The 18,811-nt window shown below is 60.3% G+C and carries 17 protein-coding genes, 1 tRNA gene and 1 pseudogene; 10 read left to right on the forward strand and 9 right to left on the reverse strand.

Going from position 1 to position 18,811, the window contains the following annotated elements; translation table 11 throughout:
- Window positions 1-70: 70 nt before the first annotated feature.
- The 3 genes from OVA00_RS13460 to rpoZ all read right to left on the reverse strand — a co-directional run bounded on the left by OVA00_RS13460 (window position 71) and on the right by rpoZ (window position 3,241).
- Window positions 71-220 carry a DUF3563 family protein gene (locus OVA00_RS13460; RefSeq protein WP_112975742.1) on the reverse strand — a complete coding sequence of 50 codons (150 nt, stop codon included), beginning with the start codon at window positions 218-220 and terminating at the stop codon, window positions 71-73.
- Between the two features lie 165 nt (window positions 221-385).
- The gene (locus tag OVA00_RS13465; protein ID WP_034804141.1) at window positions 386-2,620 is read right to left on the reverse strand and encodes a RelA/SpoT family protein; all 2,235 of its coding nucleotides are present in this window, start codon (window positions 2,618-2,620) and stop codon (window positions 386-388) included.
- Window positions 2,621-2,833: 213 nt separating this feature from the next.
- On the reverse strand, window positions 2,834-3,241 hold the full coding sequence (gene rpoZ / locus OVA00_RS13470) for a DNA-directed RNA polymerase subunit omega (RefSeq protein ID WP_112975743.1): 408 nt from the start codon (window positions 3,239-3,241) through the stop codon (window positions 2,834-2,836).
- A gap of 464 nt (window positions 3,242-3,705) precedes the next feature.
- Between rpoZ and OVA00_RS13475 the strand changes: the two genes are divergently transcribed.
- Window positions 3,706-4,287 (forward strand): LabA-like NYN domain-containing protein, encoded by a 582-nt coding sequence (locus tag OVA00_RS13475; RefSeq protein WP_034804147.1) that lies wholly within the window; start codon window positions 3,706-3,708, stop codon window positions 4,285-4,287.
- A 192-nt stretch (window positions 4,288-4,479) separates the two neighbouring features.
- Here OVA00_RS13475 and smpB read toward each other — a convergent pair whose 3' ends face one another.
- Both smpB and dapA read right to left on the reverse strand, forming a co-directional pair.
- On the reverse strand, window positions 4,480-4,959 hold the full coding sequence (smpB, locus tag OVA00_RS13480; protein ID WP_034804150.1) for an SsrA-binding protein SmpB: 480 nt from the start codon (window positions 4,957-4,959) through the stop codon (window positions 4,480-4,482).
- Window positions 4,959-5,843 carry a 4-hydroxy-tetrahydrodipicolinate synthase gene (gene dapA / locus OVA00_RS13485; RefSeq protein WP_060522097.1) on the reverse strand — a complete coding sequence of 295 codons (885 nt, stop codon included), beginning with the start codon at window positions 5,841-5,843 and terminating at the stop codon, window positions 4,959-4,961. The genes smpB and dapA overlap by 1 nt, the downstream gene beginning before the upstream one ends.
- 293 nt (window positions 5,844-6,136) lie before the next feature.
- On the opposite strand from dapA, the gene OVA00_RS13490 reads away from it, so the two are divergent.
- The 3 genes and pseudogenes from OVA00_RS13490 (at window position 6,137) to OVA00_RS13500 (ending at window position 9,887) form a co-directional block, all read left to right on the forward strand.
- The gene (locus OVA00_RS13490; protein ID WP_268089118.1) at window positions 6,137-8,203 is read left to right on the forward strand and encodes a lytic transglycosylase domain-containing protein; all 2,067 of its coding nucleotides are present in this window, start codon (window positions 6,137-6,139) and stop codon (window positions 8,201-8,203) included.
- Between the two features lie 109 nt (window positions 8,204-8,312).
- Window positions 8,313-8,852 (forward strand): BA14K family protein, encoded by a 540-nt coding sequence (locus tag OVA00_RS13495; protein ID WP_268089119.1) that lies wholly within the window; start codon window positions 8,313-8,315, stop codon window positions 8,850-8,852.
- A gap of 161 nt (window positions 8,853-9,013) precedes the next feature.
- A pseudogene (locus OVA00_RS13500) lies at window positions 9,014-9,887 on the forward strand (alpha/beta fold hydrolase).
- A 127-nt stretch (window positions 9,888-10,014) separates the two neighbouring features.
- On the opposite strand, the gene OVA00_RS13505 reads toward OVA00_RS13500, so the two are convergent.
- The 3 genes from OVA00_RS13505 to OVA00_RS13515 form a co-directional block, all read right to left on the reverse strand.
- The gene (locus OVA00_RS13505) at window positions 10,015-11,055 is read right to left on the reverse strand and encodes a porin (protein WP_034804167.1); all 1,041 of its coding nucleotides are present in this window, start codon (window positions 11,053-11,055) and stop codon (window positions 10,015-10,017) included.
- A 664-nt stretch (window positions 11,056-11,719) separates the two neighbouring features.
- Window positions 11,720-11,809 (reverse strand) — tRNA-Ser (locus OVA00_RS13510).
- 187 nt (window positions 11,810-11,996) lie between these two features.
- Window positions 11,997-14,216 carry a caspase family protein gene (locus OVA00_RS13515; RefSeq protein WP_218684651.1) on the reverse strand — a complete coding sequence of 740 codons (2,220 nt, stop codon included), beginning with the start codon at window positions 14,214-14,216 and terminating at the stop codon, window positions 11,997-11,999.
- A 294-nt stretch (window positions 14,217-14,510) separates the two neighbouring features.
- Here OVA00_RS13515 and OVA00_RS13520 point away from each other — a divergent pair, with 294 nt between their 5' ends.
- The 3 genes from OVA00_RS13520 to OVA00_RS13530 all read left to right on the forward strand — a co-directional run bounded on the left by OVA00_RS13520 (window position 14,511) and on the right by OVA00_RS13530 (window position 16,682).
- On the forward strand, window positions 14,511-14,867 hold the full coding sequence (locus OVA00_RS13520) for a hypothetical protein (protein WP_060585995.1): 357 nt from the start codon (window positions 14,511-14,513) through the stop codon (window positions 14,865-14,867).
- 201 nt (window positions 14,868-15,068) lie between these two features.
- On the forward strand, window positions 15,069-15,446 hold the full coding sequence (locus OVA00_RS13525; protein ID WP_268089120.1) for a PilZ domain-containing protein: 378 nt from the start codon (window positions 15,069-15,071) through the stop codon (window positions 15,444-15,446).
- 120 nt (window positions 15,447-15,566) lie between these two features.
- Window positions 15,567-16,682 carry a pyridoxal phosphate-dependent aminotransferase gene (locus tag OVA00_RS13530; protein WP_113505704.1) on the forward strand — a complete coding sequence of 372 codons (1,116 nt, stop codon included), beginning with the start codon at window positions 15,567-15,569 and terminating at the stop codon, window positions 16,680-16,682.
- Between the two features lie 51 nt (window positions 16,683-16,733).
- On the opposite strand, the gene OVA00_RS13535 is transcribed toward OVA00_RS13530, so the two are convergent.
- A complete protein-coding gene (locus OVA00_RS13535; protein WP_034804178.1) occupies window positions 16,734-17,000 on the reverse strand; it encodes a sel1 repeat family protein in 267 nt (88 codons plus the stop codon).
- Between the two features lie 594 nt (window positions 17,001-17,594).
- On the opposite strand from OVA00_RS13535, the gene OVA00_RS13540 reads away from it, so the two are divergent.
- From OVA00_RS13540 to OVA00_RS13550, 3 genes are all read left to right on the forward strand, one after another.
- The gene (locus OVA00_RS13540; RefSeq protein ID WP_034804181.1) at window positions 17,595-17,936 is read left to right on the forward strand and encodes a DUF2147 domain-containing protein; all 342 of its coding nucleotides are present in this window, start codon (window positions 17,595-17,597) and stop codon (window positions 17,934-17,936) included.
- Between the two features lie 312 nt (window positions 17,937-18,248).
- Window positions 18,249-18,422 carry a hypothetical protein gene (locus OVA00_RS13545; protein WP_034804185.1) on the forward strand — a complete coding sequence of 58 codons (174 nt, stop codon included), beginning with the start codon at window positions 18,249-18,251 and terminating at the stop codon, window positions 18,420-18,422.
- A 72-nt stretch (window positions 18,423-18,494) separates the two neighbouring features.
- Window positions 18,495-18,671 (forward strand): hypothetical protein, encoded by a 177-nt coding sequence (locus OVA00_RS13550; RefSeq protein WP_162251053.1) that lies wholly within the window; start codon window positions 18,495-18,497, stop codon window positions 18,669-18,671.
- Window positions 18,672-18,811 lie beyond the last annotated feature (140 nt).

Below are 18,811 nucleotides of genomic sequence, written 5' to 3' on the forward strand. Positions count from 1 at the left end.
GCATGTCGCAGGCGAGCCATCCACCGAACGCATGGCTCGGCATCCCGCCAGAAGACGGGACGCAGCGGGCTTAGTAGTTACGGAACAGGCCGCGATCGATCTGGCGCTGGCGGTACTCGAGGTCGATACGGTCGACCGAGTTATTGAGATAGGCGAGCTCGCGCTCTTCCTGAGTGGGGACGCGCAGAGCGCGGGTGATCTTCTTCAACTGATTAAACATGGCAAACCTCTTTGTTTACCTCCCGACCGAGAAGATAGTTTAGAGGTCCCTGTTCCACCAGACACAGGAAATAGCGGCAGCCATGCGCTGATGGCATGGCTTGCCATTTCGCCCCGCGCAGGCTGCCTGTTTTGCAGGCATTTGCGCAAGGCGCGGCCAGTCGGCTCATTCGAACAGGCGCTTCACCATGGACACGCTCGGCAATTCCTTGAGCTGCGTGATCAGGTGGTTGAGCTGGCGCAGGTCCCAGACTTCGAGGTCGAACTGCAGTTCGCTGAAGTCCGCAGCCACGCGCCCCATCGACAAAGTCCGGATGTTGACGTCGCTGGTGGCGATCGCCTGGGCCACCTCGGCCAGCGTCCCCGGCTCGTTCAGGGCGCTGATCGCGATGCGGGCGATGAAGCGGCTGCTGTTGGCCTCGTCCAGATCCCAGCGCACGTCGATCCAGCGCTCCGGCTCGTCATCGAACTTCTGCAGGATCGGCGACTGGATCGGGTAGATGGTGATCCCCTTGTCCTTCTCCATGATGCCGACGATGCGGTCGCCCGGGATGGCCCCGGCCGGGCTGAAATGAACCTCGGCATTGCCCGAGAGACCGCGGATCGGCAGGGCCTCCGGCCCCTCGACCTGGGCGACACCGTTGGCATCCTTGCCGCGGCCCGGCAACTTGAACACCATGCCGGCGGCACTGCGCATGTTGAACCAGCCGTCGTCGGCACTGGGCTTCACCGTGACCCGCTCGTCCTGATGATCCGGGAAGACCGCACGCAGCACGTCGAGCGAGGAAAGCTCGCCACGGCCGACGGAGGCGATGGCGTCCTCGACTTCCTTCTGACCGAGCCGATGCAGCGCCGGCTTCAGCGCCTCGCGCGAAAAGCTCTTGCCGGCGCGCTCGAAGGTGCGCTCAAGAATGCGATAGCCGAGGCCGGCATATTGCTTGCGGATGGCCGCACGCGTCGCGCGGCGGATCGCCGAGCGGGCCTTGCCGGTAACGACGATTTCTTCCCAGGCCGGCGGCGGCACCTGGATGCCCGAGCGGATGATCTCCACTTCGTCGCCATTATTGAGGCGGGTGACCAGCGGCATGATACGGCCGTTGATCTTGGCGCCGACGCAGGTGTCACCAATATTTGTGTGAACGGCATAGGCAAAGTCGATTGGCGTCGCGCCGCGCGGCAGTGCGATCAACTGGCCCTTGGGCGTGAAGCAGAATACCTGATCCTGGAAAAGTTCGAGCTTGGTGTGCTCCAGGAACTCTTCCGGGTTGTCGCCTTCCGCGAGCGATTCGATCGTGCGCCGGAGCCAGGAATAGGCGTTCGACGTCGGCGACAGGGCCGCATCTGCCGACGCACCCTCCTTGCCCTCCCTGTCCTTGTAGAGCGAGTGCGCCGCGATACCGTATTCGGCGATGTCGTTCATGCGTCGGGTGCGGATCTGTAGCTCGATGCGCTGGCGGGACGGGCCGACAATGGTGGTGTGGATCGACTGGTAGTCGTTCTGCTTCGGTGTCGAGATGTAATCCTTGAAGCGGCCCGGGACGACGCGCCAGCGCGTATGGACGATGCCGAGCGCCCGGTAGCAGGACGGGATATCGTCGACGATGATGCGGAAGCCCCAGACGTCGGACAGCTGCTCGAAGGACAGCGACTTCGACTGCATCTTGCGGAAGACCGAATAGGGCTTCTTCTGCCGACCCTTCACCTGCGCCGCCTTCAGGCCCTCGGCCTGAAGCAGCTCGCGAAGCTCGTCCTCGATCTTCTTGATCAGGCCCTCGTTGCGCTCGGACAATTCCTCCAGCCGCCGGGTGACCGTTTCGAAGGCCTCGGGATTGATATGGCGGAACGAGAGGTTTTCGAGCTCCTCACGCATGTCTTGCATACCCATGCGGCCGGCGAGCGGCGCGTAGATATCCATGGTCTCTTCGGAGATGCGGGCGCGCTTTTCCGCCGACATGTGGTCGAGCGTGCGCATGTTGTGCAGCCGGTCGGCGAGCTTCACGAGCAAAACCCGCACATCGTCCGAAATGGCGAGCAGCAGCTTGCGCAGGTTCTCCGCCTGCTTGGCCTTCTTGGTGACGAGATCGAGCTTCTTGATCTTCGTCAGTCCTTCGACGAGCGCGCCGATATCCTCGCCGAAGAGATCGTCGATTTCCTGCCGTGTGGCCGTCGTGTCCTCGATCGTGTCGTGCAGAAGAGCAACGGCGATGGTCGACTCGTCGAGACGCATCTCGGTCAGGATCGCCGCCACCTCCAGAGGATGGGATATGTAGGGATCGCCGCTTGCCCGCTTCTGCTGGCCATGCTTCTGCATCGCATAGACGTAAGCCTTGTTGAGCAAGGCTTCATTGACGTCGGGCTTGTACTTCTGCACGCGCTCAACGAGCTCGTATTGGCGCATCATTCGCTGGCGATCCTCTAGATCATGATGATTTCAGGTCCCATCGACCTAAAATCATAAACGTGATCGTTCTCCTAATTTAGAGCGGGATGCGGGCGGAAAACCGCAAACACTTTCCTTTTCTCGCTCTAGAAGAAATCAATAAAAAAGTGCGCCAATCATACGAGTGGCGCACTGCTTTGAAAACACGTGGGAACGGGCGTTCCGCGACGGATCTCAGTAGTCGTCGCTCTTTTCCGGCGGCACCAGACCTTCGATACCGGCAAGCAGTTCTTCTTCCGACATGCGGTCGAAGGTGATGGCTTCCGGCTGATCTTCGTCTTCGGCGACTTCGGTAAACGTCGTCTCGGCATCGGCCTGAAGCAGCGAAGCCGGATCGGGCTCGGGCTCGTCCACTTCGACATGCTTCTGCAGCGAGTGGATCAGGTCTTCCTTGAGGTCGCCGGGAGACAGGGTCTCGTCTGCAATCTCGCGGAGCGCGACGACGGGGTTTTTGTCGTTGTCGCGATCGATGGTGATGGCGGCGCCCTGAGAAATCAGGCGCGCGCGGTGGCTGGCAAGCAGAACGAGTTCGAAACGGTTATCGACCTTGTCGATGCAATCTTCGACGGTGACGCGGGCCATTGCCTGTCCTTTTGGGCTCGAAGCGCGGCGGCATCGCCGCTGCACGGATTGACAACACGAAACCGGAGCAGTCGCCTGACGGCGCCTCATCGGGTCCGATTTCTGGAATTAAGCGCCCGGATACAATCAAAACAAGGCAAGTTCAAGTTTTTCCTTCAAGGGACGCTCACGTAACGTCACACTTCGTGATAAAATGCGATGCGAATGAGTTGGAGACGTCGCTCACACATTAAGGTTGCATTTTCTGGCCATAAATAAAGCCCCTGATGGAAAAAGCGACCCAGAGATGTGGACGATCTATAGCAACTGCTAAAACTAGCTATATTCGCGAGCGCGCGGCTGGAATAATGCAATACATAAGCTACATTATTTGCCATATCAGCAATTATTAATGTAATCGACTTACTTTTGCGCACCCGCCGGCAGGCGGCCTTTGATGCGCCGCGATTGAAAAAGGAAAGACGATGTTCGACCCCCGCGAAAAAATCGCACTCTTTATCGACGGCGCGAATCTTTATGCGGCATCGAAAAGCCTCGGCTTCGACATCGACTATCGTAAGCTCCTGAAAGCATTCCAGAAGCGCGGCTATCTGCTGCGCGCCTACTACTACACGGCCCTCATCGAGGATCAGGAATACTCTTCAATCCGCCCGCTCATCGATTGGCTAGACTATAACGGTTACAAGGTCGTGACGAAGCCGGCCAAGGAATTCACCGACTCGCTCGGCCGCCGCAAGATCAAGGGCAATATGGATATCGAACTGGCGATCGACGCCATGGAACAGTCCGAAACCGTCGATCACCTCGTCATCTTCTCCGGCGACGGCGATTTCACCACGCTGGTGGAAGCCCTGCAGCGCAGGGGGCGCAAGGTTTCTGTCGTTTCGACCATGTCGACGCAGCCGCCCATGATTGCCGACGACCTGCGCCGCCAGGCCGACCACTTTATCGATCTTGCGACGCTGCGTGCCGAAATCGGCCGCGAACCGTCCGAACGTACCCCGCGACACAACACCGAGCCGGTGGCCGATCCGGTCGAGATCTGAGGCGTTCATTCGAACGCAAGGCGCGTGATCGCGATTGCGCGAGCGCCGCTTGAACCACTCCGCGTCAACGACGTCGATCGTTGAGTTCTCTCAATAAATATCAAGAATTGCAGGCAGGGCTTTCAGCGCGCCGTGGCCGACAGCTGCGTTGCATCGGCCGTCTTTGGCGTATGCAACGCAAAGCGATTTTTCTTAGCCACGGTCTTTCAACAGGCGGCTTTTCTGCCGGTTCCAGTCGCGCTCTTTCGAGCTCTCCCGCTTGTCGTGCAGCTTCTTGCCCTTGCCGAGCGCCAGCTCCAACTTGGCGCGGCCGCGATCGTTGAAGTAGATCTTCAGCGGGATCAGCGACATGCCTTCGCGGTTGACGGCGCCCTGCAACCGGTTGACCTCGCGCTTCGACAGGAGCAGTTTCCGCCGCCGCCGCGTTTCATGATTGAAACGGTTCGCCTGCAGATATTCCGGCAGATAGGAGTTGATCAGCCAGATCTCGCCGCCCTCGTCCGTCGCATAGGATTCGGCAATGTTGGCCTTGCCTTCGCGCAACGACTTGACCTCGGTGCCGGTCAAAACCAGACCGGCCTCGTAGGTGTCGACGATCTCGTAGTTGAAGCGTGCCTTACGGTTTTCCGCCACAACCTTGTTGACCGTGCGCTGGCTTCCTTTGGGTGCCATCAGTTCATCAATCCTGCATGTCTGAGTGCTGCATCGATCGCAGCCTCGGTTGCCGGCTCGAGCGTCGGCAACAGCGGCGAGCGCACGGTGCGGCTCATACGGCCGAGGCGGTTCAGCGCATACTTGGCGCCGCAGAGACCCGGCTCCATGAAGATCGCCTTGTGCAACGGCATCAACTTGTCCTGATAGGCAAGCGCCTTGGCATAATCGCCGGCAAGCGTCGCTTGCTGGAACTCGGCGCAAAGGCGCGGCGCAACGTTCGCCGTGACCGAAATGCAACCAACACCGCCATGGGCGTTGAAGCCGAGCGCGGTTGCGTCTTCGCCCGAAAGCTGGACGAACTCCGGACCACAGGCCATGCGCTGCTCGGAGACGCGCTCGATCTTGCCGGTGGCATCCTTGACGCCGATGATGTTGGCGTAAGCCTTGCTGAGCGCCGCCATGGTCTCGACACTCATATCCACGACCGAGCGACCGGGGATGTTGTAGATGACGATCGGCAGCTTCACGCTCTCGGCGATCGCGGCATAGTGCGCGAAGAGGCCCTTCTGCGTCGGCTTGTTGTAGTAGGGCGTAACCACGAGGATCGCATCGGCGCCAGCCTTTTCGGCGTGCTGTGCAAGCTCGATCGCTTCCGTCGTGTTGTTGGAGCCGGCGCCGGCGATAACAGGCACGCGCTTGGCAGCCGCTTCGATGCAGAGCTCGACCACCTTCTTGTGCTCATCATGCGAAAGGGTCGGAGACTCGCCGGTGGTGCCAACGGGCACCAGGCCATGGCTGCCTTCTTTTATCTGCCATTCCACATGCGCGACGAAACCATCCGCATCCACCGCGCCGGTGGCGGTGAATGGTGTTACGAGAGCGGGAATGGAACCCTTGAACATGCACAACTCCTGACGGCGTAAAAGCGAAGTCTGCACTCATGCTTTGGCCGTAATCGACGGTTAAAAAACTGCCGCACCATAATCATGTGAGGTGGCTGCGGCAAGCGTTGTAACACGGCATTTCACGCCGGTTTTCATGCAAAAGCTTGATGTTTGGCCTGCATAATCACGACCGCCCAACCAGGGCGAGAGCGGGTTTGGCGCAATTGTTACGATCGATACTGGCCGCCCGTCTTGTCATCGGGCAATCTGGCGGCGGATGAATGTTGGACACGGGGAACACGGGGTTCTTGATGCGCGGGTCAATATATCTGCCTGTCGCCGCCATCATCGGCGCGGTGCTTCTGGCAGCGCCAACGGGCAACGCAGAAACCCTTGACCGCATACCAGTTCCGACACGCAAGCCCGCGCTCTTGGACAAGGCGGCCCCCATTGCCGCGAGCGAAACCACGAATGCCATAGAGACGGCTGCCGGATCCGTCAGCAGCGATCTCAAGACGGGGCTCGATGCTCTGTCCAACAAGCAGCCGGCCGCAGCGATTGCCGTACGCGACGCGATGACCGAAGGCACGCTCGACCGGCACATATTGACCTGGGCGATCGCCGTTTCCGGCCAGCGGGGCGTACCTTCCTTTGAAATCGCCGATGCCCAACGGGAATTGCAGGGATGGCCGGGGCTGAAATCGCTGCGCGCCAACTCCGAACGAGCGCTCTATCGAGAGAACCCGCCGGCGGCCGATGTGCTCGCCGCTTTCGGCAACACGCAGCCGGAAACGACGGAAGGCTCCCTCATTCTTGCGCGTGCTCTCGTCGCCACCGGAAAAGCCGACATAGCCGCCAAGAACCTGCGTGCGATCTGGCAACGTGACACGCTCGACAAGGACATCGAGACCAAGATCCTTGACGAGTTTTCCGGCCTCTTGACCACAGACAATCATCAGCACCGCATGGTGCTGCTTCTCTATCGCAACCGCGTCGAGCAGGCCGAACGGTTCGGCGACCTTGGAAACGCTCAATCGCTTTATCGCGCCTGGGCGGCGGTCAGCCGTGGCAGCGACAAGGCGCCGGCCCTCATCGCAGCGGTCGATCCTGCCTGGCGCAAGGACGCAGCCTATCTCTTCATTCAGATCGAGCACCTGCGCAAACAGAAGAAATACGAGGAAGCAGCAAAGCTCCTTGCGCGCATGCCCAAGGACAAGAGCGCCCTGGTCAACCCTGGCGAATGGTGGGTCGAGCAACGGGTCGTCAGCCGCGGGCTGCTCGACAGTGGCGACTTTCGAGGCGCCTATCGGATCGCCGCCGGCCATCTCGCGACTGACGCGGCCGATATTATCGACGCCGAGTTTCATGCCGGGTGGTATGCCCTGCGCGGCATGGAGGACCCGGCGACCGCAGCGCGTCACTTCCGCCGCATTCTGGATGTGTCGAGCCGTCCCCTCTCCGCTTCGCGCGCTTGGTACTGGCTCGGCTGCTCGGCCGAGGCCGGCGGACCGGGTGACGCCAACGGGTATTTCGCAAACGCAGCCCGCTATCCCGGAACGTTCTACGGGCAACTCGCAGCCGCCCGGCTGGGTCGCAAGACGCTGAACGTCGCCTATCCGGCCCCGACGGCAGACGACCGATCGCGGTTCGAAAGCCGCGAGGCGGTGCGCGCCATCACGCGGCTCGAAGGCACAGGCCACACCTGGCGCGCCGACAGCATCTACCGGGCGCTTGCCGACGAACTGACGAGCCCCGGCGAGCTGGCGCTACTTTCCGCCCGAGCGGAAAGAACCGGCAACCACCAGCTTTCCCTACAGGTCGGCAAGATTGCCTTTGGGCGCGGAATCGATGTTGCAGCGCTCGCGTTTCCCGTGGGCGTGATCCCGTCAAGCGCCAATATCGACGGCTCCGGCAAGGCACTCGCCTATGCGATCGCGCGCCAGGAAAGCGCCTTCAACCCGGGCGCCATCTCCACCGCCAACGCCCGCGGTCTGTTGCAGTTGATGCCGGGAACGGCCAAGGGCGTTGCCAGCCGCTACGGCCTTGCCTACTCGCAGGACCGGCTGACGAGCGACGCCGGCTACAACGCCACGCTCGGCGCGCATTATCTCGGCGAACAGATCAGCAGTTTCGGCGGCTCCTACATCCTCACCTTTATCGCCTACAATGCCGGCCCGCGCCGCGTTCCGGAATGGCTCGACCGCTACGGCGACCCGCGCGGCAAGCCGATCGACGAGGTCGTCGATTGGATCGAACGCATTCCGTTTCAGGAAACGCGCACCTATGTCCAACGGGTGATGGAGAACTATCAGGTCTACAAATCGAGGCTCGGGCAAAAAGCCGATATCGTCGAAGACCTGAGAATGGGACGGCAATAGCCGGCCTCAGCCGCGATCAAATAATTGTGATCAGCGTCAACGGCACAAACCACGCCTTCAACCATTTCCTTTCTAAGGCCAGACTTTTCCGAAGGAAATGGTGAACGTTATGAAGACCTTGACAATCGTCGCCCTTTCGCTGGCGACCGCCTTGAGCAGCGTGCCGCCCGCCGGCGCGTTCCCGAGCGCTCCGCCGATCGTCTCCGGGACGACCAATGTGCAACAGGCTCAATTCTCCTACGAGCGCGGCGAAGAACGCAAGAGCCGATCCAGTTGCGCCGTTCCCTATTGCGAACTTCGCGGGCGACATGGCTATTATCGGGATCGCGACTACCGCGACTACCGCGACTATAATCGCAGCGGGTACTACCGCGACAGATACTACCGGGATCGATATCGCCGCCACTATGACCACGACGACAACGACGTCGGGGCGGTGATCGGCGGACTGGCTGCAGGCGCGATCATCGGCGGACTGTTGAGCCAACCGCGATATTACAACAGCCCGAGATACTACAACGGACCAAGAGCCGTCAGCGGCAATGCACACCAGCGTTGGTGCTATGCGCGCTATCGTTCCTATAGGGCTTGGGACAACAGCTACCAGCCCTATGGCGGCCCGCGCCGCCAATGTAGCTCGCCCTATTGAGCTAAGAATTTATTGAGCAGATCGCTGCCAACGCAAAGGGAAAAGCCACAACCGTTGGCTATCGCCCGCCACGGCTCGGGCCGCCGAACAGCTATGTCGGCCCGAACAACTTGCCCCTCACCTTCAAACGGATAGATTTTAGCTGTCCGAGAGGGAGCAGCATGGGCCAAGACGTATTCCAAGAGCATAACTTCCGTAGTTCCGATGGGCTGCTTCTCTACGCCCGAAGCTACGGCCCTCCCCCTTCGCCATCCGCGGCGACACCAATCATTTGCCTGCCAGGCCTCACCCGCAACAGCCGGGACTTTCACGAACTCGCAAGCTTTCTTTCGACGTCACGGGGCATTCCCGTCATCGCACTGGATTATCGGGGGCGCGGCAACTCGGAACGCGACGCTGATAAGAGCCACTACACGGTGGCCGTCGAAACGACCGATGTGATAACGGCCTGTGCTCACTTTGCGGTCGAAAAGGCAATCTTTATCGGCACATCGCGAGGTGGCCTGATCCTCCACAACCTCGTCGATCGCGCCCCTTCGTTGATTGCAGCCGCAGTGCTCAACGATATCGGGCCTATGATCGAAATTGAAGGTCTGCTTGCGATCCGGGATTACCTCAACTCCAGCGCCGCTCCGGCAAGCTGGGCGAAAGCACCCGGCTACCTGAGGACACTGCACGGCGGCGACTTTCCAGTCTTAAGCGACGGCGATTGGTCAGACATGGCCAAACGAGGACGGCATCCCGGTTCCCGATTTCGATCCAGCAATCGCGCAGTCCCTGCGCGGATTGACACCCGAAACACCATTGCCCGATCTGTGGACACCCTTTGACGCCATGAGCCAGGTCCCCCTGATGGTCGTCAGGGGCGAGCATTCGCGGCTTCTTTCAGAGACTACAGTGCGCGAAATGCGCCGACGACACAATGCGATGACCGCCTTCATCGCGCCTGGCCAGGGCCATGCGCCGCTGCTTCATCTGGACGGTCCACGCGACGCCATCACCGCATTTCTAAACGACCTCGCGCGCTCGCGCTGACCGAAGGAAGCCGCACCGACGCGGTCTTTATTCCCAAGTGCAGGACCAAAAATCAAGGTGCCATACCAAAACGAAAAAACCCGGCTCGAAGGCCGGGTTTCTCTCTTCTGACCGAGGTCAGACGATCTTAGAAGTCGCGCTGCAGGCGGACGAAGCCGAATACCTGATCCTGTTCGCCGTCAGCATCTTCGTACTGGACCGACACGCGGGTCGCGAGACCTTCGGTGATCTTGTAGTCGAGGGTGACGCCAGCGCGCCAAGCATCGTCACCGCTGAAGTCGGTGAGCGAGCCGTGGCTCAGGTTGTCGAAGTACTGAACGCCGGGGGTGATGGCCAGCTTGTCGGTCGCGTTGAAGCGGTACGACGCAGCAACGGTCCACTCAGACTTTTCCCAGTAAGCGTTCGGGTTCGAAGCCCAGATACCAGCAACCTGGAAGACGCCCGGGCCGAGGTCGGCCGAGAGCAGAGCGCGGATTGCGCCTTCTTCGAGTTCAGAGTCGTAACCGCCGAGCAGGTCGAAGGAAACGCCGCCGAGCGAAGCCGAAACGATACCGGAAACGCCAACACCGTTCGACTTGGTCGAGGTGCCTTCGAGTTCGTCAACCGAGAGACCGGCCTGGAACGAACCGCCGTCGTAGAGGTAGGCGATCGAGTTGAATTCGGTGAAGTTGCCGAGCGAGTCGGTTTCGCCGTTCAGGCCCTTATCCCACCAGTTGTAGAAGAAGCCGGCCTTGAGGCCACCGAGCTGGATGTAGGCTTCGTCAACGTCGATGAAGCTGTCGCCGATGTCGGTGTCGTTGTCAGCGTTGAACTCAGCAGCGAAGAAGCCGGTGAGCGTGCCGTACTCGGTGTCGCTCTTGGCGTCAAACGAGATGTAAGCGCGGGAGAAAACGTCCCAGTCCGACGTGGACTGACCGCCCAGGTTGCCCTGGTTGTAACGGCTGTCAGCAGCGTCTTCACCGAACGAACCCTGAACACGGATGAAGCCGCCGATCTTGAGGCAGGTTTCGGTGCCCGGGATGTAGAAGTAGCCAGTGCCGAAAGCGTCGCAAACGCGAACGTATTCCATGGGCTCCGGCTCTGCTGCGACGATAGCGTCGGCTGCCTGAGCGCCGGAAACTGCTGCGAGAGCTGCAGCGGAGCCGAGAAGAAGGCTCTTGATGTTCATTTCTGACCTCCAGTCAAAAGTTTCAAACGGGTCTGGGTATTTTGCTGAAGGACAGCTTTCCCTGCCCCATCCCCAACGTTCAAGAAGTCGGACGATCAACCGCCCTTGCTTCCGGAGTTGAAAATACAAGACCGGATCACCGGCGCAACGTCCAACTAGCGAGTTCACGTCCTTTGCATCGCCCTTCGCCGAGGCCTGTTGCTGAAACGACACAAAATCGCCGCAGACCCCCGCAGAAAATTAACAAAGCATTAAGAAAACCCTTTAGCGGCGGGGGGTTAGCATAAGGAAGGTGGGGGTCGCCTGTTTCAGAAAGAGGCAGAAACCCGCCCAAAACAGGGGAAAAGCTGGACGCGAACCCCGTTTCAGATGTCCAGTGAATGCCTAAAACAGCATTCGCTCCAAGAAAGCGCTTGGCGGAGAAAGGATGGCGGCCTGAGGAATCAGCAGCATCGACGCAGAGATTCGGCAAACGCCCCGACCAGGTGATTCTGGACGATGCAAAGATCAGCACCGCGCAGCACCAAGAATGCACGGGCGCCCCTGGCGACGACTGCCGCAACGGCTCACGAACCACAATAAATGAAATTCAGTCGAGGGATAGCCGAAACCAGATGCTCGCTCGAAGGGCGGGGCGCAAAGGACATGGGGCTATTTGGGACAATGGCGGAGAAGAAGGGATTCGAACCCTCGATACCGTTTCCGGTATACTCCCTTAGCAGGGGAGCGCCTTCGACCACTCGGCCACCTCTCCGTTACCGCCTGACTAGTGTCACTCAGCGGCCAATGCAAGATTTTTTTGTCGGTTTCCGGGAAATCCTCGCATTTTCATGTGGGCCGATCGGCAACCCCCGTCGTGCCGCGTCGTGTTCGCCCTCATCTCCGCAGGCAAGATCAGCGTACGCAGCGATGTGATTCCACATCGGCGCATCGCCTGCTGCCTACGATTTGCGCGCGAGGCGCTCGATCGCCTGTTGGGTCGCCGCGCCGAACTCGCCGTCGACCGGACCACCATAATACCCGCGGTCCTTCAGCAGGTTCTGCATTTCCTTGCGGAATGCGGGCGTGAAATTGTTGGGCTGGCTCTTCAGTTCATCGAGTTTCGCCGGATCGCCGCCCTCGACGCTGGCTGCAGCCCAGCGAACCGCCTCCTTCGCGTCCGCCTTGGTGCCGAGGCCGTAATCATAGAGGCGACTGAGGTTGCCCATCGCATAGGCGCTGCCGGCGTTGGCCGCCATCTCATACCAGGTGCGCGCCTGCACATAGTCCTGCGCGACACCATTGCCGATATCGTAGAACCAGCCGAGCAGCGCCATGGAATAGGAATCACCCACGTTGGCCGCCTTCTCGTACCAGACCTTGGCTTCCGGGTAGCTCTGCTCAGTCCCCAGTCCGTTCTGATAGGCCCAACCGAGCGACGACATCGCGTTGGCGTCGCCGCTTTCGGCGGCCTTCTTATACCAGGCGAGCGATTGTTGGAGGTCTTTCGGCAGGCCAAGACCTTCGCGATAGAACCAGCCCATCGTCGCCATGGCATTGGCATAGCCCTGATTGGCCGCCAGTTCATACCACCGGGCGGCTTCCGCATAGTCCTGCGCGATGCCGTCATAGCCTTCGCGATAGAGCCAGCCGAGCGAGGCCTGCCCATAGGCATTGCCGGCGCGGGCCGCCTGGTCGAACATGCGCTTGCCCTCGTCGACGTCCACCGGCCCATCAGTCCCGTAGACCGAGAACCAGGCGAGATTGGTCAACGCATACATGTTGCCGCCGTCGGCCGCCTTTCGGTAGTTGCGCCGCGCCTCGACATAGTTCCGCCCGGCGTCCTGCGCGCGCCCCAACATATTGACGAGCATCATATCGTCAGGGTTTTCGTTGACAGCCTGGGCACAGGCGGTGAGCGCCCTTTCGGCGTCGAGCTTCAGGAAATTGACCCCGAGGAAACCGGGCATCGACTGCGGCTCGCCGGCAAGCAGATAGCAATCGCGCGAAGCCTGGGTGTCCTTGCCGGTCGGCGAGACGTTGAGGCCCTTCTGTGGCTCGAGGGCCGCAATTTGCTGCTCGGCCTCCGCCTTGTGCTTGCTGTCAGGGTAGCGCTCGATGAAGCGCGTCAGCGCCGCCGCATCGGTCGACTGCTTCAAGGCGTCCCAGGCAATCTCGTCCGGCGTCACGCTCGATGTCTGCTCGGCTTGGCTCAAGAGCTTCAGCTTCTTTTCTGCGAGCATCTTATAGACCGGGTCCGAACCATGCTTGGCCAGGAAGGCGGTCAACAGGTCCTTGTCCGCGAGATCGCGGATGTTCTGCCAGTCGGCAGCCGCCTCGGATTGGCTGTTGGGCGACAACTGTCTGCCATTGTTGGTGACGGTGATGTTCACCTCTTTGATGTTGAGAAAGATCTGGGCGCCGCCGAGCGAGCCGTAGACGAAAGGCTCCTGGCCGCGATTGGTCACCGACACCACCTCGTCGCGAACCTTTCCAAGCGCGATACGGACATCGACGCCCGGTTCCGTCAGATACTTGGCGAGTGCCGTGGCGAAGGGGCTGTTCTTGCCCTCCCCGTCGAGCGCGACCGTGCCGGCCTTCGAGGCGAAGGCGACGAGCAGATCGGCCGATTCGGGCTCGACGCGCGCCAGTCCGCGCGAAACGGCCCTGGTCGAGATCGAACGCGTCATGCTCTGCTCAAAAGGATTGTTGCGACAGGCGTCGAGAATCACCAGCTTGAGCTTGGTCGCGCCTTCCAGCGAACGCTGAACTCGATCGAGGCCGATCGCCTCGTCCTCGATATCCTTGTCAGTCTTCAGTTGCGCGTCGACGGGAAGCAGGAAGTTCTCGCCATTCATCTCCATGCCATGGCCGGAGTAATAGACGATCGCAACTTCGGCACCGGTCGCGAGATCCTCGAAGTCGCGCAGCGCCTTGACCATCTCCTGGCGACCGACGTCGTGCACCGTCGTCACCGATTCGAACCCGGCATCCTCGAACGAAGCCTTCATCAGTTCGACGTCGTTGGCGGGGTTGTTGAGCGGCGACGTCGCTTCATATTTCTCATTGCCGATCAGCAGCGCGACGCGTTTTGCCGCCCATGCCCCTGATGGCATCGACACAAGCAGCGCCACACAGACGATCGAAAGCGGCAGCCACCGCCGCGCAAGCCCCAAGGCCATGTTATTCCCTCCAGCACCGATCACCGTCTTCCGCCTTGCCCAGCGTGAACGACAGACGATGCCTCGCCCGATTACCCCTCGGAAGCGGCCATCGGCGCCCCGGTCACGTCTAATGAAAGTATTACGTATGAGGTTGGGGCTTTCAATGTGCGCGCATGCCAAATTTAGCGACGACGCCTGCCGATGGCACAAGGTCGAAGCAAGGCGGCGTGCTTAGCTCAATCACGGGGGGCGCGGCGAGTCCGCCAAGAACACCACAGATCCGCCGAGGGCTGCGCTGATACGGAGCTTGCCATGTCGATGAAAATGCATGTCGCCGAGGGAAAGCCAGGCCAGCTCGCCACGACCCACCAGCATTATTTCATCGAGCGGCCGTGCAGGATCCTCGTCATTGGCCAGCACCTGAAAGCGAAGACAAAGTATCGGTGCCTGCTGCGCCATATCTCTATTGCCGGCGCGATGCTCGACTTCAATGCGACGATCCCGCTGCCGAAGCACTTCTTCCTCGAGATCGAGGGCTTCAAGGAAGAAATCGGTTGCTCCGAGGTTTACCGTGAGAGCGCGGAACTCGGGGTGCGTTTCAACATGCTGCTTTCGGCAGATTTCCTGAGACGCCTGATCCGCATGCAGTTTTCCAGCGGCGGACTTTGATCTCCTCAAATCAAGCGAGCCCCGACATTAGATTTTTAGTGATCGATTTCAGGGGATTGCAAGTTTCTTCTGCAAGACTGATTCTAGCATCGGTAGAAATCGTCCACCGATATGATGTGGGACAAATGAATTGTCCGGGGTCCACGAATGCGGTCAAAGGTTGATCGTGCCGTGCGACCCGGCACTGGCGGAGAAAGACGCATGCAGAACCAGACCATGTATTCCTGCGTCCCCTCGCCATTTTACGAGCGGCGCTACGAGCGTTTCAACATCGGCCATGCGGGCACGCTGACCGCCGTGCAGCCGGGGCTCGGAAGCGTCTCGGTCCGGTCCTGCCGGATGATCGACATATCGCGCGGCGGCGCGAGCTTTGCCGTCGACACCAATATCGGTCTGCCGCAACATTATTATCTGCACATCGTCGGCACTTCGCTTCGGATCGGCTGTGCAGAGGTCTATCGCAACGGCGAGCGCATCGGCGTCCAGTTCATCAAGCCGATCGAGCAGACCTTGCTGCGCGAAATCATCCGGCAGGAGTTCTTCACCGGGCAAGTCAAAAACGCAAAGCCGCAGCGATAGGCCAGCCACAAAACGAAAGGCGGCGGATTTCCGCAGCTTTTCTTTCGGGAACGATTCCGAATTGCCAAAGCATGCGATAAGTTCCCCCGTACGTCATCCGAACGGGGCCTTATCTTCAGCATGTCCGCATTCTCTCGCTTCACGCCGCTCATCCAATCCCTACCATCCACCATCCCCTTTGTCGGGCCGGAGGCGATCGAACGCCAGCGCGGGCGCGCGATCGCGGCGCGCATCGGCGCCAATGAAAGCGGCTTCGGTCCGGCGGAGAGCGTGCTTTCAGCGATGAGAGAGGCATCCAGCGGAACCTGGAAATATGCTGACCCGGAAAATCACGATCTGAAACAGGCGCTTGCAGCCCATCTCGGAACCAGCCCGGCCAATCTCGCGATCGGCGAAGGCATCGACGGCTTGCTCGGCCAGATCGTCCGCATGGTGATCGAGCCGGGCATGCCGGTCGTCACCTCGCTCGGGGCTTACCCCACCTTCAATTACCACGTCGTCGGCCATGGCGGCCGGCTCGTCACAGTGCCCTATGCGGGGGACCGGGAAGACCTCGATGGGTTACTGGCAGCCGTGAAGCAGGAAAATGCGCCGCTCGTCTATTTCGCCAATCCCGACAATCCGATGGGAAGCTGGTGGTCGGCCGAACACATTGTCGAGTTCGCGAGGGGCCTGCCCGAAACCACGCTGTTCATTCTGGATGAAGCCTATTGTGAAACCGCGCCGGCCGAAGCGCTACCACCGATCGACGCCCTGATCGACATGCCGAACGTGGTGCGCACGCGCACGTTCTCGAAGGCCTACGGGCTTGCGGGTTCGCGTGTCGGCTATGTGGTCACCACGCCGGGCACGGCCCAGGCTTTCGACAAGATCCGCAACCATTTCGGCATGAACAGGATCGGCGTCGCCGCGGCAATCGCAGCGCTTGCGGACGAGGTGTATCTGAAGGAAGTGACGGCCAAGATTGCGGCGTCGCGGCAGCGCATTGCTGCTATCGCCACGCAAAATGGCCTTGCCCCGCTCGTCTCAGCCACCAACTTCGTGGCCGTCGATTGTGGCCGCGACGCGGTCTATGCCCGCGCGATCGTCGATACCTTGATGAGCGACCACGGCATCTTCATAAGAATGCCGGGGGTGGCGCCGCTCAATCGCTGCATCCGGATCAGCACCGGACCGGAGACGGAGATGGTCCTGCTCGAAGCGGCTATGCCCGCGGTCCTGAAGAAACTCGCCTGACCCCTTTTCTCAAGGCCCAGCTTGCGGCGCCGTCGGGCGCCGCCCGTCCGATCAGTGAACCGTCATCCATTCGCGAGCTGCGCGCAGCGCCGCTGCGAGGTCCGGCTTGCTCATCGTCATCGCCAGGTCGGCGCGCAGATCGACGGCGCGGTCGCAACCCTTGATCGCCGCGATGTTCAGCCACTTGTGGGCGGCGACGAGATCGACCGGGCGACCGTGGCCGGTCGCGTAGGCCAGACCCATGTCGCAAAAGACTTCCGCCTGGTTGTCACCACCCATCGCGGCATCCGAAGCAATCTGCATATCAAAACGTGCCATTGTCGTGTCCCTGTCTTGCCTGGTTGGTTTTTCCGAAGCGGCCCGCCCGTTTGGGGCGGACCATGCTCCAGATCAGCACTTGTTTTGGTCCCTGTTCGACCTTGCCTCTTTGCGGGCCTTTCCGAAGCGCGCCGTCTTTTTGCGGTGTCGTCCTCGGTGGTTTTTCGGAGCGTTTCGTTCCGCTCGTCTTATGGCTTCACTATGCCTGACGGGCTTCAATGGGCGCTTAAAATGCATGCTTAATTTGCGACAAACAAAGTTCAAACGCTTGGTAAACTTGAGTTTTTGTTAAACATCGGAAGGCCTGAAATCCCGCGCATTCGCCTCAAAATTTACGAAAAATTCAATCGACGATTTCAACCAAACGCTAACCACGAAAAGATCGACGCCAGCAAAGTCCGCGCAATTCCTTGCGCAAGAAGCGCTCAAAACCGCCCAGGAAAAAGCGGCAAAGGCCGCGATTCGGCTGGTTTACCTTTACGTGCGCGTAAGCTATCTTGCCCGCGGCGGTGAGGAGACTGCCTTTTCATACGAGGACATCTTGAGCTGCCGGCGGAGCGGACCACGCCGGCAGCCTCAATCTGGAGGACACGAATGCTACGTACATTGCTCATCACCGCGACGCTGGCTCTTGGCATTGCCGGAACCGCCGCGGCGGCGGAACCGATCTTAGGCAACTGGAAGACGGCGAGCGGCGCCACGGCGGAAATCGCCCCCTGCGGTGGCGCCTTTTGCATCACGCTGAAGACCGGCAAGCATGCCGGCAAGCGCATCGGCAACCTTTCGGGCACCGATGGCAGCTACTCGGGCGAGATTACCGATCCGGACACCGACAAGACCTATAGCGGCTCGGGCGCTGTCAACGGCAATTCGCTGAAGATGAAGGGCTGCGTGCTGAAGGTGCTGTGCAAGTCGCAGACATGGACCCGTCTCTAACAGAGCCGGCGCGGCAGAAATCGCCGCTACGATTACGACGATGAAAGGGCAGCCGATGGTTGCCCTTTTTTATGCGCGCGAAGGATCTGCCGAGCGGCCTTTCGCCGGCGTCCTCAACCGGCCCTTTGCAATGGCCCGAGCATACGCCTTCCGTTTCGACGGACAGTGCCCGGGGTCGGCCGGCTCTCGGCTCCGTGGGCGTGCAACCGAAGATGAACGCCAGATGAACGGACATCTCAGCATCAATTCAGTTTGGGTATGCGAAAACACACTCAATCGATTTGAACCTGCCTCCAAACAACGGACAGAACCATGGATATCCTCGCTCGGCGCCTCACCATCATCAGCCTTCTGATGGTCGTTTTCGCTGTCACTCTTGCAGCTGCAGTCAGCGCTGACACCGAACGTCGCCGCAGCAACACCTATCTCGGTTCGCTGACCGATTGCACCGCCCACACGGCACAGTACTGCCAGGCCAAGCTCTAACGCAGCCAGGCAGGCTAAGTTCCAGAGCCTCAACTGAAACCGATCACTTCGTGGTCTGATGGAGAGACGAACATGCTGGCAGCACTTTCGACTTCGGCCTTTCTGTCGCTGCGCGTCCTGGCGCTCGCCAGCCTGCTGATGGCGCCGGTCGGGGCGCTCGCCTACTCCAAGGCCAGCGGCACGGGCATCGGCAAGCAGGGCGCGGGCCTTGTCCTCTTTGTCACCCTGCAGCGCCAGGCCATGACCTGACGGATCGCTGCGGATCGGAACTACGAGCTGAAAGGGGCGCACATTGCGCCCTTTTGTTTTGGCCGGCTTGCGCATCAGCGAGCCGCTTTCCTATCCTTGGTTTTCCAGAGGATTCGTCTCAGCCAAGGCCACCAGACCCG

This window comes from Ensifer sp. SL37, from assembly GCF_026672675.1.
Taxonomy (GTDB): domain Bacteria; phylum Pseudomonadota; class Alphaproteobacteria; order Rhizobiales; family Rhizobiaceae; genus Ensifer; species Ensifer adhaerens.